Here is a 13,698-nt window from a genome sequence, read left to right on the forward strand (position 1 = left end):
TCGCGGTTCCGCCAGCAGGCGCCGACATCGTCGCAGTCAACAAACAGTCAGATGACAGTTTGAAGCCCGAGTTCCACTACTCTGCCACTGGGAAGGCCGAAGTAATCGGTGGCGTTGCCTGCGTTCTGCGCGAGAACGATGAACAGCCGATCCTGCCAGAAGGGCATTCCGCCCTTCTTCGAAGGAAGGATGGTCCGGCGTGACAGGAAGAACGACGTCGACATGATATCGAACTTCAGTCCGAGCTTACGCACAAGCACCAAGGCGCGCGGAATGTTCGGCGTCTCCATGTATCCGAACGTAATCACCAGTCGGCTGAACAGAGGACTGAAACTCTCGAGAAAGATCTTCTCCTCGTCAGGCACGAACGGCTCCGTCGCGGTGACGACGCTGAGGATGACATTGTGCTCATGGAGGACCTTGTAGTGCTTCAGGCTGTGCAGCAACGCCGTGGGCGCGCCTTCGACGTCGCTCGTCAGAAAGACGGCCGTTCCGTGCACAGTGGGAGGCGGCCGCTTGGCAAGCCTGTGGATGATACCCTCGAGCGGAACTTCATCGGCACGCGTGCGGGCGGCCAACAGTCGGCGTCCCGCCATCCACGTCTGCATGATAAGGCCCATGGTGCATGCCACAGTGACCGGAACCCATCCTCCCTCAGGAAACTTGGCGATATTTGCGACGAAGAACCCGGCGTCAATGAGAAAGAGCGGGACGATGACGGCTGCAGTGGTCGCGGTCGTCCATTTCCAGATGTGCTTCATCACGACGAAGAGCAGCACGCTGGTGATGAGCATCTCGCCCGTAACCGCGATACCGTATGCGGCGGAAAGTCCGCTCGAACTCCTGAAATACAGAACGAGTGCTACGACGAATACGAAAAGGAACGCGTTCACTTGCGGCATGAAGATCTGACCGGAGTGTGTTTCCGAGGTGTGCAGGATCTGGAGACGCGGTAGCACATTGAGGTGCATGGCCTGACGAACAAGAGAATATGCCCCCGAGATGACTGCTTGGCTCGCAATGACCGTGGCCGCGGTTGCCATACACACGATCGGCACCCGCGCCCATTCCGGATGCATGTCAAAAAAGGGATGTTTCGTCATATCCGGGTTTGCAAGCACGAACGCGCCCTGTCCGAAGTAGTTCAGAAGCAGGCAGGGGAAGACGAGAAAAAACCATGCCGTCACGATCGGCCGTCGGCCGAAATGGCCCAGGTCCACATAGAGCGCCTCCGCCCCTGTGACCGCAAGAAACACTGCTCCTAGGACAGCGATCGCGTGCCCGACATTGCTCGAGGCATATAGAATGCCATGAAGCGGGTTGATGGCGCTGAAGATTTCTAAGTCGTCGAGAATGTGGATGCCGCCGCTTATTCCTAGAATCAGAAACCAGACTGCCATAATGGGGCCGAACACCGATGCAACTCCGCCTGTCCCGAAGCGCTGTACGAAGAACAGCACGGCAATGATGGTGACGGTGATCGGCACGATCCATCCGGAGAGCCCGGGGGCGACGACCTGGATTCCTTCGACGGCGGACAACACGGAGATTGCAGGCGTTATGATCGCGTCGCCGAGAAACAGGGAAGCGCCTGCGACGCCCAGAACGAGGATCCATGCTGGCTTCCCAGCGAAACTCTGGCGTGCAAGCGTCATTAAGGAGAGCGTCCCGCCTTCGCCTCGATTGTCGGCCCTCAGAACGAACGTTACGTACTTCACCGTGACGACGATCGTCAGAGCCCATACAATCAGCGAAAGAATGCCGAGCACGTTCTCCCGGTGCGATCCCGATCCTGCTGTCGCATGCAGAGCCTCGCGAAACGCATAGAGCGGACTGGTCCCGATATCGCCGTAAACGACACCAAGCGCTGCCAAAACCAAAGCGGGTAACCCGCTTCGTGTCTCAATCGCCAGTTCCGGGTCTTCGGATCGGAGTTGCGGATAGGTCACCGGGCAGTCCTGATGGGAGTGAGTATCTTTTCGAGGTTACGGCTAATGATCTCGTTGAACGTCCGACAGTTCGATTAGTTCGAAGGGGTGAACCACACCGCTGTTTGATCCGTCATTTTCTCCGACCGGCGCAGAATCGTGCTTGTCTTGCGGTCCAAGCCCTACCAAATGCTCGGAACGTTAGCTCGCGGCACGCGCGAGAACGTCAAAGCCCGGTCGCCATGGTACCAATAAACTCGTTCTCCTTGACGCTGCGCCTGCCAGGATTGCGCGATACCTTACCACAGAGGTTCGCGATATTGCACAGAACCTACGCCAGAATGTTTGATTTTCAGGGACTTAAGTTGGGTTGATCGCGTGACGCCGGTTCAATTCCGACGCTACACTCAACCGAAATCGGGCAGGACCTCCGGGTTTCACTGGTCCTTGGCATGCACCAGTGCGCAGCTCTCATTCGCGTGCGCTGCAAAGCCATTCCGGTTCGCGGCATCGCCACTCGGTCGATGCGAGCTCGCAGGGAGTGTTAACCATCGTATATCGCGTCCCGCAATCAGCGTCCCAACGTTGTTCAGAGTCCCACTCCCATTTGCGCATGACCTGAACTCCAGACTCCTAGAGTCCGCCACGCGCTACAGGCTGCAACCCGGATATTTGTAGAGGTCGGCTTGGGACAGATCGGGCGGGCATTTCACGGCGCCTGTGGCCTTCTGGCCGCCTGACGATGCCTTAATCTGCGATATCGATGCATAACGCCCCTGAGAGACGCGAACCTTGACGCACTGCTTCTTGTCGGCGTTCCACCAGGTATTGTTGCCGCCCACGTCAACATAGCCCCGCGCCTGCATTTCGCTCTCGGCGCCAGCGGCTCGCGAGCCCACGAGGTCGGCGATATCGGATGGCGATTTGGCGAACGCGGCCAAGGGCACCAGGACTACGAGGCTGATTGCTATTGTCAGGCGCATGATGATTTCTCCATGGCATACATACCGCGCAACGTTAGTAGAACCCAGCATCTTTGAGCAAGGCTGTGCTTAGACGACCGCTTGCTGCCGAAGACCCGCGGGCTTGACGTCCCCAAGCACCGCCCACTGCCAATCAGCCGGCGCCTCCCACAAAACTGTAGATAACGTCGGTCACGCGATTTATTAGCAAAGCCTAAATCTGCTACGCTTATTCGATCCTAGCAGTTAACGGCTCTATCGAATGACACGGAGGCTGATTTGCGAAAGACGGCTGTGAACAAAGAATACCTCGGAGCAGGCGCTCCGGTTCAGAGCAGCATCCTTCTGCGAGATGCGCCATTCGACGCCCGCAACATTCCTCCATATTACCTGGACTTCTCATTCATCAAGCATGCTCTCAAGAGCATATGTCGCGAGAACGGAATTGAGCGCGACCGCAGGGCAAGGGTCGAGGTCGCGGCTATGGTGATCGCCTTGTTTCAGGAAGGGGCACGTTCCGAAGGTGAAATCGTGGAACGCGCCCGCCAGAGGTGGTCGGAGGCAAGTATCCAATAGAAACACCGAGCGGCTGCGGGTCGCGTTGTCCCAGGTAGCCAACGGCTGTCGGGGATCAGTCCACTCTCGACATTCCTAAACTGCACTAGATGCGGGATCCACATGGGTTTGGGAGCATTCGACACCCAAGCGGAGGGGTCTGCTTCGATACTTCCGTATGATTGTAATGTACTGGGGGTTCGGCGATCATGGTGTCGGTAGCCGCCGCGGCAGCACACCTGCGATTTTGATTGAGCTCAAGTCCGACGGGTGCGTCTGGCAGCGTATGGGTCCAGTTTGTCCGTTTTTGCATACTGCTTCAAGTATCGGACATTGCTTTAGCCCTATGAAAATACGCTTGCCCAGGTATTCGTCTATTGATGACCGGGCGGCGCCGGCCCGCCATGAAAGCAGGCCCGTCATCGACCCGCCATTCAACCAAGGTATCGGCCACACCTTCGTATAATGGAATGCGTGTCCGTTCGGATGTTTTCTTGTCACGGGACCGGGTAACATGTCCGCTTGCGGATCAGAAGCCTTGGATCCTCGACCAAGCGGCATTGGCATGGGGAGTATGTCTTATGGCTCGCCTTCTCTCCGTCAACGTCGGGTTGCCCCGCGACGTCGAATGGCAAAACAGGATCGCCAAGACGGCGATTTGGAAGAGCTCGGTCGAGGGTCCACGCATGGCGCGGACATTGAACATCGACGGCGATGGGCAGGCGGACCGGGCCGGACATGGTGGCAAGCAACGCGCGGTGTTCGTCTACCAGATAGACTCCTACCGGTACTGGGAAAGGCACTTGGGCCGAAGCGACTTTGTCTATGGGCAGTTCGGAGAAAACTTTACGGTGGACGGGCTTGCCGACGCCGAGGTCTGCATCGGTGACCGCTATCGCATCGGTGGGGCGCTGTTCGAGGTGACGCAGCCCCGTGTCACGTGTTATCGGCTCGGCATTCGCATGGACGTGCCCGAAATGGCGGCTCTGTTGGTGTTGCATGACAGACCGGGCTTCTATTTTCGCGTTCTTGAGGAGGGGTATGTCCAAGCGGACGACGCTATCATCAAGACCGCATCCGGAGAGGGCGGCATGAGCGTCTCGGAGATCAACGCGCTGCTCTACAAGCCTGGCCATCGCCGCGACCGATTGGAACGGGCGCTGCGCAATCCGGCGTTGAGCGATGGTTGGCGCCATTCGTTCCAGGCTTTGCTCACACAACCGGCCGAGGGTGCGAAGGTGACGGGAAATGCTGGCCTGACGGGCGTGATCGAGACGCGCCCGGCGTGGGGTGGCTTCCGCGAGTTCCGCGTTGTTCGCAAGACGCCGGTGGTTAATCACGTCACCTCGCTTGAACTCCAGCCGTTGGACGGGAGGTTGCTGGAGAATTACCTGCCAGGGCAATTCATCGTGCTCCGGCTGCAGCCACGCTCGGCTCCGCTCCTACTTCGAAGCTATTCACTGTCAGGCCGCGCGGACGGCCAGTGTTTCAGGGTAACCATCAAGCGCGAGCCGCACGGTGCTGCCGGCAGATTCGTAAGCGAAGAACTGAACGAGGGTGATCTCGTGGAGGTGAGCGCGCCGCGCGGCAGCTTCACATTGATCCGCGGCGACGGACCTGTGGCATTCCTGAGCGCGGGGATAGGGATGACGCCGGTTCTCGGCATGCTTCATTCTCTCGCCGCTGAGAAGTCCTCGCGGGAGATCTGGTGGCTCTACGGAACGCGCAGCAGTCTGGAGCATCCGTCCGCACAGGAAGTACGCGAGCTCCTTCGATCGCTCCCGAATGCCCATGGCCACACCTGCTACAGCGCGCCCGCGCCAGGCGACCGACAGGGCACTGACTATGACTCGACAGGCCACCTGGACACGGCAATCCTCAAGACGCTTGACCTTCCGATCGAGAGCGATTTCTACCTTTGCGGACCTGCGAAGTTCATGAGCGACATCACGGAAGGACTTGCTGGCATCGGAGTTGCGCGCCATCGCATCCACACCGAGATGTTTGGCTCCGGTTCATCCATAACGCCAGGAATCGCAGCTTCGCCGCGACAGCCACCGCATCAGCCGGCTGGAGAGCCCGGCTCCGGAGGATTGGTCTCGTTCGCCCGCAGCGGAGTGGCCGTGCGTTGGAACCCGAGCATGCACAGCCTGCTCGACTTGGCTGAGGCATGCGATGTGCCGGCTCGCTGGTCCTGCCGGACCGGCGTCTGCCATACCTGCGAGACCGGATTGATCTCGGGCTTGGTTACCTATCAACCGAACCCGATCGATGGAGCTGCGGATGGCAATCTGCTGCTTTGCTGCTCGCAACCGGCAGGTGACCTCGTGATAGACCTATAGCGGCCAGGGGTCGCACAAACGAAGGAATTGGACATGAGATCAGACATCGTTTCGGGAGCGGTTTTTCCAGACTACGAACTCAGCGATCACACCGGCAAACGTCGAAAACTCTCGGAGTTGCAGGCCATTTATCCCATGGTGCTGGTTCTCAGCCGAGGCAGCTTCTGTCCCAAGGATCGACGTCAGCATGAGGGGTTGCTGCAGCTCTATCGAGAAATGGAGGTCGGGTATTGCAGGCTGGTGACGATCAGCACCGACACCATTGCCGAAGCACACGAGTTCCGCAGCGGCGTCGGGGCGCATTGGCCATTTCTGTCGGATCCGAGACGGACGATCCAAAAGGATCTCGAAATCGCGGAATACACGGACTCGGTTCATAATCCGATGATCCCCCATGTCATTGTCCTCGAACCCGGTCTGGTCGTCTACAAACTCTACAATGGCTATTGGTTCTTTGGCCGCCCGACAGTTGAGGAACTTCGCCAGGATCTGCGCGAGGTCTGCAAGAAATCCTGGCCCGACTGGGACATCACGCAACCGGAGTTGCGGTCCGCTTGGCAGGAAGGGCGTAAGGATATGTTCTTTCCCTATGGCAGATCCATCGCACAAACTCTGGCCGACGATTAGCTCACCGGTTTTCGGCGACCCGACAGAGTGCAACCAGTCCGGTTAGCAAGGCGAGGGTGAAGGCGTCGTCGTGCTTCGTGACAACGGCTGGACCGTCCAGGCAATCACCGCTCGCATGCCGGGGCATCGCGGCGATCACACCTTCAGCCGCAGTTGACCGCGGCTTTCTGGGGCTCCGAGCCCTGATCGTCGAGGTGGTATTCCACCGAAGAGCGGTGGACAAGCGCTTTTGACGACGACGCCCCAGACGCCACGGGATCGCGTCTGGGGCCGGTGGTGAACATCCGTGATGTCAAGCCCGGCGCGTCATCCGCTGCGTTCTGCGAGTGCTCGAAGGACGGCCTTTTCGAGGGCGTCGTCGAAGAAAGGTTTGAAAAGACAATCGGATGCGCCTCTTGCAAGGAGTCTTGACCGCTGGTTCTCGTCATGGTTCGCGGTTATAAAGACGATGGGGACCGGGCTGTTGCGACGTAGGAGCTCGCACTGCAGATCCGGCCCAGACATCCCCGTCATAACGACGTCGAGAAGCAGGCAGCTCGTCGTCGCAAGGGCGCCCGAAGCGAGAAACTCCTCCGCCGACGCGAAGGCGATGCTGTCGAGGCCAAATGATTGAATAAGCGCGGGCAGGGACTCGCGAACTGACACATCATCGTCAACGACCGAAACCAATGGACGAACGCTTTCCATGGCCAACTCCGTTGCGGCCACCACACGGTATATCTGTCAACCGGTCGGAACCACCGCCGGAACACGATTGAATCTAGGAGTTGTTCAACCTCCAGTACATTGTACCAAGGTATCGGTCCGCTGACCCTTGATGTCGTTTGCGCGATTCAGGAACAGTCCCCGGCGTGGCTATCAGGCACGCTTTGCCGCCTGCGATGTGGTACAGACCGGTTTCGGGAGGCCCCATGGTGGGGAGAACATCTTCGTGAATATCCCTGCGTTATTGGCGAGAGCGTCGATGGAACCGAACCGATCCACAGCCCAGCCAGCTACCAGCTCAGCCGTCGCCGGATCGCTGACATCGCCGTCGACGAGTTCGAGACGGGTTGTCCGATCGGACTACCTGGCTTGCTGATGCGCCTTGATGTCCCGACGACGTTCCAGCCCTTGTCGAGAAATGCCTTCACGAGTCCGGCACCGATCCCCTGGGACGCATCGAGGCTTCAATCCTTGTTCCCATGGAAGCATCTCCCGAAATGGGACATCAGGCTATTGTGCCAAGGTGTCTCCGATACTATCGGATGTTGGTCTGGCGCGAAGGATAAACCTTTGCCGTGGTCCTCAATGCATGACTATCTGATCGCCGAGCCGGAGGCGCGCAAACATGTTGACAAGCTCGGGCAGAGAACGAGCATTCATTTTGCGCATCAACTGACCGCGATGCGCCTTAACGGTAATTTCGCTGATCCCAAGTTCGAAAGCCACCTGCTTGTTCAGGAGGCCGTGGACGACGAAGTACATGACCTCGCGCTCCCGGGGGCTCAGCATTTGATAGCAGGATCGAAGGGCGGCCAGCTCGCTATCTTCGCGCGTGAGTGCTGCACTGCGTTCCATGGCACTTCTTATGGCATGCAATAGCGCAGCGGTGTCGATTGGCTTGGTCAGGAATTCGAATGCGCCGGCCTTCATTGCGCGCACAGTGGTCGGCACGTCGCCGAAGCCGGTTACGAAGATGATCGGTATCCTCCTTCCATCCGCGGTCAAAAGGCTCTGAAGGTCGAGACCATTCAAGCCCGGCATGTTGACATCAAGCACGAGGCAGCTCGGCCCAGCGGGTCGCGCATGTGAAAGGAAGTCCTTCGCGGAGGCGAAAAGCAGCGGCTGCCATCCTGCGGATGCGATGAGAAGTTCCAGGGATTCCCGGACGGACACATCGTCATCGACGACAAACACAACGGATCTCTCCAGGGCCTGGATCTGCGTCTTTGCCCGCTGATGTGCGGCCGCGATGGTACTGTACATAGCTTTCTCCTTCTGACTTCGCTCAGTGTCATCTGACAAGCAAATCACGCAAGCCTTCCCTCAGAACCGTCAAAACGCGCGCCGAGACATTCGACCGCCCTCGGCAAGCCGCCTTGCTGTACTGAGCATGGCCGGTAAAACCTGCCCATTGCGTGCGAGCCTGCGGTGCGGGCCGCCCACGTTCCGACGCCGAGGTTCATGCAATCGGTGTGCTTCATCTCCAAGAATGAATCGACATCAAATCCGTGTGACCGGATCAGATGGAGCGGTGGTTCCCGTATCGAAACATCCTCGTCAAGAATGCAAACGACTGGCTCCTTCTTCATCGCCGCGTCCTCGCTTGCCCAAGGCCCGTCGCCTGGATTTGTGGCGCCGAATTCGAGGGAAGTCGGAAGCCGAAGGTCGCTCCCGCTTTTTCGTTGGATGACGCGTACATTTGACCGTTGTGCGCTTCGACGATCGAGCGGCTGACCGACAGGCCGATGCCCATGCCGTCGCTCTTGGTCGTGTGGAATGCCGTGAAGAGCTGTTCGATATCAGTCGCGATACCCGAACCTGTGTCCCGGACCGCGAGCTCGACCAGCCCCTCTGTTGTGATCGCCGTTCGCAAAGCGATTTCCCGAGGCTGGTGCGCGAGCTCGCCGATTGCGTCGATCGCGTTACGGAACAGGTTCATGATGACCTGCTGAAGCTGGACCCGGTCCCCATCTACCCCCGGCAGTTGATCTGAAAGGTCCAACCGCAGTGCGATCCTGTTCCTTTGCAGGTCGCTCCCGATCAAGCCAACAACCTCGCGTGCGGCATCATTGAGGTCAAGCGGTTCGAGCGTTGCGGGCTGCTTCTTGAACAGTGCCCGGACCTTCCCGACCACTTCGGATGCGCGCTGTCCATCCCTGATCGTCCGGCGTGCCGCTTCCAGAGCGCCCTCGACATTCGGTGGTGTCGCGGCGAGCATTCGAAGAGACGTGCCGGCATTCGTGATGATCCCCGAAAGCGGCTGGTTCACTTCGTGGGCTATCGAGGCCGTCATCATTCCGAGGCTCATCACCCGTGTGATCTGCGAAAGTTCGGCCCTGAATCGGTCGCGGGCTTCTTCGGCAAGACGTCGCTCCGTGATGTCCTGGCCGGCGCCGATGCATTCCACATGGCCATCGGGATACTCGAGACTGCGCGCAACGACCCTTAGATAGCGGACGGACCCGTCGCCCGAAATGATCCTGGCCTCATACTCGGGATTGTAAGCGCCAGCGCGAATTTCGTCGCGCCGGCGTGTGAGAACCTCTCTGTCGTCAGGGTGAACCCGCGTCGCCACCGCTTCCATGGTGATGACGGCGTCCTTCTCGAAGCCGAAGATGCGGCTGAGTTCGTCGGAGAAAATGACCTCATCGGTTGCTAGCTGCCAGCAGAAGGTACCGGTGTGGCTCATCCGCTCGCCTTCCGCCAGCAGCATTTCGCTGTGACGAAGCTTGTCCTCGGCCTTCTTCCTGTCGTCGATGTCGGTATTCGTTCCATACCATCGTGCCACCGACCCATCTTCGGCGAAGACCGGGTTGGACCGGATCAGGAACCACCTGTATTCGCCATCGCGACGGCGGATGCGGGCCTCTGCTTCGCCGGGAACGCCCGCGTGCAGCACCTCCTCCCACGTCTTGAGAAGGCCGGCGACATCGTCCGGGTGAACAGCTGCCCACCAGTGGTCGGCCTCATCTGCCGCGATCCCGGCAAACTCAAGCCAGGGTTCGTTCAGATATTCCACCTCTCCGCTCGGTGCTGCGGCCCAGGCCATGACGGGAATGGCGTCTACGATCTCCTGGAGTTTCTGCTCGTTGGCCGCCCTGGCGGCCTCGGCACGCCTCCGATCATCGATATCCGTCAGGAACACGTACCATGGCGCGGTCGAGGGGTCCGGGAAGGGAACGCCATGAACCTGGAACCATCGATAGTCCCCGGCACTACCCTTTACGCGCACCTCCAGATCAAAATTCTGTTCGGCTGAGATTGCCTCGTTGAAGATCCTTATCGCTGTCGGCAGATCGTCGAGATGTATGATGTCAGCATGTTGCCAGTTTCGAAACTCTTCAAGACTAACGCCGCAGTATCGGGTGAGCTGTGCGTTCACGGCCTCGACTACTCCCTCACTGGAAAGGATCGCGACCATACCCGGCATGCTGTCGACAAGACGGCGAGCAGTGCGTTCGCTTTTGCGGAGCGCTTCCTCCGTCTGCTCACGTTCGGCGATTTCCTTCTTCAGGGCCACGTTGGCAGTGGCGAGCTCCATCGTCCGCTCGGCGATTCGCTTCGCAAGCATTGCTGCCAATTTTGCCTGACCGACATGCCGCGCCGCCTCATTGACCGCAAGTGCGGCTTGATTGGCGCCGACGTTGAGTACAAGGCGCTCCTCTTGCGACAGAAGCCTGCCATGGCACCCCGCGACCAGAACGCCGGCAGCACCTCCCAATCCCACCTGCGCATGCGCAATGACCATCAGCCCTCGCCCGAGCGACAGGTTGGCGGAAGCCGGCCAGGCCGAAAGAGGTCCAAGTGCGGAATCGAGGGACGCTCCAACCTCCTGAGCGTTGATAGCGACATCGGAAGTCGGCAGTCTGGCCAGTTCCACGAGTGCTGGGTCATCTGGCAGCATCAGCCGAAGATAGAGCAGGTCGACATCCAGCATCGCCTGAAGGGCGTCGAGGAGGATATTGCCGATCTGAAAAAGATCGCCACCCGACCACATCGCTGGCAAGGCAACGAGCGTGATCAGGTCGCTCATGCATCGGCGACGCCAATCATCACGTGGTGCGGCACTCTTGGCGAGATCAACCATGGTTCTCACCGCGGTCGCGAGCCTCGCTCCTCCTCGCACGCCGCTCCCGCAATTCTTCCAGGAACTGCGCCGGGGCGACATAGAATGGATTCTCCTGGAGGACGCCGCCGACGACAACCATCGGATGCGTGCGGAGAACATCGACGACAGTTTCGCCGCCAAACTTTGCAAGATCATAAATGCAAATGACAACGTCGTCGTGCTGGCTCCAGACGTCGTTCACGCGCGCTTCGAAGGATATCAGATCCGCAATATCGGATCGCCCGTCGCCGGCCCAGTCCATCTGGCATATGATCCGGCTTAGCGGATAGCCGTTGTCCGAGTGACCGCTCGCCAGCTTCTCGAAGACCGCAAGCATCCTGTCGGAATCGAAGCGACCATCGCTGAGATAGACATCGGCATTCGTTCGAATGTCGAGCTGACCGACGGCCTCCGCTTCTTCGGTGTCGATCCCTTCACAGCGGAGCCTGTCGAGGTGTGCGGGCCGCTGGCCGGGATTGACCAGATGAACGGCCTTATGCCCGCATTCGAACCCATCGACGATGAACGGTATAAGCACCTTGTAGGCCTCATCCTCGCTGTTGAAGAAGGCGCAGACATGGCGGCTGTGGCCCAATTCCGAGCCGGCGAAGCGAATTGCATGAGCATGCTGTGCCATTTGCGATCACAGTTCTGGTTCCTGTCTCGCGCCTGGGCTCCGGATCTTTCGACGCTGCCCGCCGCGGAATATTGCCAGCGACTGCCGCTCCCGCAACCAGGATGCGCCGATTATGAAATAGGGTCTATTGTACGATGGTGTTGGCTGCCGGGGCCCTTTTTGCAACGAGAGCGATGTTTCAGGTCAATGCAAAGGTAGTGGCGACGCCCAACACAATAGAGGAAGCTCCTCTTTTTGGCCATCCTGTCGGCAACAGCCGGTGACAATGAAGGGGGCATCTCAACTTTTGATGTTATTCGCTGACACGTACAATCAGCTTCCCGAAATTCCTGCCCTGCAGCAGGCCGATGAAAGCCTCGGGGGCATTCTCCAGGCCATCGACGATGTCCTCGCGGAATTTCAGGCGGCCGTCGGCCAGCCATGCCGACGCCTCGCTCAGAAAATCGGGCCGCTGGTCGGCGAATTCGCGCTGAATGAAGCCACGCACCGTCAGGCTCTTGCGAAGCACGTCTCGCATGAAGCCGGGGAGGCGATCGACGCCTTGTGCCGGTTCGTTGTTATAGTGGGCAATCAGGCCACAGACGGGTATGCGTGCGAAATCATTGAGAAGCGGAAAGACCGCTTCGGCAACGGGGCCGCCGACATTCTCGAAATAGACGTCAATCCCATCGGGGCATGCTAACGCGAGTTGGGCGTTGAAATCCTTGGCGCGGTGATCGATTGCAAAATCGAAGCCTAGTTCGTCGCGGACGAATGCGCATTTCTCAGGGCCGCCGGCAATGCCGACAGCCCTTGCACCTTCAATTTTCGCAATCTGGCCGACAACCGATCCGACGGCGCCGCTTGCTGCGGCGACAACAACGGTCTCGCCGGGCTTTGGCCTGCCGATATTGCGAAGTCCGGCATAGGCGGTGAAGCCTGGCATGCCGAGCACGCCGAGCGCCGCGGTCAGGGGTGCCTGCGTGGCGTCAAGCCTTCTCAGCCCGTCGCCGCTCGATGTAGCGTAGGTCTGCCAGCCCGAATGGGACAGGACGATGTCGCCCGGCGCAAAATTGCTGTTGCGGCTGCCGATGACGCGGGCAACCGTGCCGCCTTCCATGACCCCGCCGATAGCAACGGGCGGAGCATAAGATTTCGCGTCATCCATGCGTCCGCGCATATAGGGATCGAGTGATAGATAAAGAACCTGCAGAAGGACCTCACCTTCTGCGGCCGTCGGCAGGGGGCCGCGCTCGGTTCGGAAGTTCTCAGGCGACGGCAGCCCTTTGGGCCTTGATGCCAGCGTTACCCTTACATTCTCCAAGGCTTCGGGCATCGAATTCACTCCATAATCAAGATCGTTCATACCTGCCTGACGGTAGCGTCATCCCACCTCAGCCGCACGGTGCTTTTTTCCTTTCTTTCAACTCCAAAGAGAAAGCGGTTTCCTATCGAGCTGATATCTACTTATTTGTGAGCCGATGTGATGACCTATCTTCTCAGCTTGCTGGACAAGGCCCCGGTCGAAGCTGGTGCGACCGCGGCGGATGCGCTTGTGGCGGCCGTCAAGCTGGCCATTGCGGTCGAGGAATTCGTTGTCACCGCTTCTGGGTCGCCGAGCATCATAGCATGACCAACCTGGCGAGTTCCGCACCCGAGGCGCTGATCGCCTATCTACTTGCACGCACGTGCTCGATCCGTATCGGCTCGGGCGGCGTGATGCTGCAACACTATAGCGCCTACAAGGTCGCCGAGACTTTTAACGTCCTGTCCTCGCTTGCGTCGAGCGCCTATCCTTTCAATCAGTCGCCATGCAGATTTCAAATGGTCATTCCTTGACTTTCAATCGGTCATA

The 13,698-nt window shown here is 59.0% G+C and carries 9 protein-coding genes and 2 pseudogenes; 3 read left to right on the top strand and 8 right to left on the bottom strand.

The annotated features are described in order from the left end of the window. Positions 1–47 precede the first annotated feature (47 nt). Both C934_RS0123950 and C934_RS32470 read right to left on the bottom strand, forming a co-directional pair. A complete protein-coding gene (locus tag C934_RS0123950) occupies positions 48–1,949 on the bottom strand; it encodes a potassium transporter Kup (RefSeq protein ID WP_026372033.1) in 1,902 nt (633 codons plus the stop codon). 629 nt (positions 1,950–2,578) lie between these two features. Then, positions 2,579–2,911, bottom strand: coding sequence for a hypothetical protein (locus C934_RS32470; protein WP_018859117.1), 333 nt, complete (start codon positions 2,909–2,911; stop codon positions 2,579–2,581). Positions 2,912–4,026: 1,115 nt separating this feature from the next. Between C934_RS32470 and C934_RS0123965 the strand changes: the two genes are divergently transcribed. After that, entirely contained in the window at positions 4,027–5,787 is a 1,761-nt protein-coding gene (locus tag C934_RS0123965) for an MOSC and FAD-binding oxidoreductase domain-containing protein (RefSeq protein WP_018859119.1), read from the top strand. Positions 5,788–5,820: 33 nt separating this feature from the next. Then, on the top strand, positions 5,821–6,414 hold the full coding sequence (locus C934_RS0123970) for a redoxin domain-containing protein (protein ID WP_018859120.1): 594 nt from the start codon (positions 5,821–5,823) through the stop codon (positions 6,412–6,414). Positions 6,415–6,720: 306 nt separating this feature from the next. Here the strand turns inward: C934_RS0123970 and C934_RS0123975 are convergent, their stop codons facing one another. The 6 genes and pseudogenes from C934_RS0123975 to C934_RS0124000 form a co-directional block, all read right to left on the bottom strand. Then, positions 6,721–7,101 (bottom strand): response regulator, encoded by a 381-nt coding sequence (locus C934_RS0123975; RefSeq protein WP_018859121.1) that lies wholly within the window; start codon positions 7,099–7,101, stop codon positions 6,721–6,723. Between the two features lie 234 nt (positions 7,102–7,335). Beyond that, a pseudogene (locus tag C934_RS35840) lies at positions 7,336–7,562 on the bottom strand (SDR family NAD(P)-dependent oxidoreductase); the annotation flags it as partial. Between the two features lie 139 nt (positions 7,563–7,701). Next, complete coding sequence (locus C934_RS0123980) at positions 7,702–8,382, bottom strand: response regulator transcription factor (RefSeq protein ID WP_018859122.1); 681 nt, start codon at positions 8,380–8,382, stop codon at positions 7,702–7,704. Between the two features lie 322 nt (positions 8,383–8,704). Then, a complete protein-coding gene (locus C934_RS32480) occupies positions 8,705–11,152 on the bottom strand; it encodes a PAS domain-containing sensor histidine kinase (protein ID WP_198011835.1) in 2,448 nt (815 codons plus the stop codon). A 46-nt stretch (positions 11,153–11,198) separates the two neighbouring features. Next, complete coding sequence (locus C934_RS0123995) at positions 11,199–11,864, bottom strand: MEDS domain-containing protein (protein ID WP_018859125.1); 666 nt, start codon at positions 11,862–11,864, stop codon at positions 11,199–11,201. 292 nt (positions 11,865–12,156) lie between these two features. Then, on the bottom strand, positions 12,157–13,179 hold the full coding sequence (locus C934_RS0124000; protein ID WP_026372035.1) for an NADP-dependent oxidoreductase: 1,023 nt from the start codon (positions 13,177–13,179) through the stop codon (positions 12,157–12,159). A 150-nt stretch (positions 13,180–13,329) separates the two neighbouring features. Between C934_RS0124000 and C934_RS34805 the strand changes: the two are divergent. Then, positions 13,330–13,625: pseudogene (locus tag C934_RS34805) on the top strand (LLM class flavin-dependent oxidoreductase); the annotation flags it as partial. Between the last annotated feature and the right edge of the window lie 73 nt (positions 13,626–13,698).

It is taken from the genome of Rhizobium sp. 42MFCr.1, from assembly GCF_000377185.1.
In the GTDB taxonomy this organism is placed as follows: Bacteria; Pseudomonadota; Alphaproteobacteria; order Rhizobiales; family Rhizobiaceae; genus Rhizobium; species Rhizobium altiplani.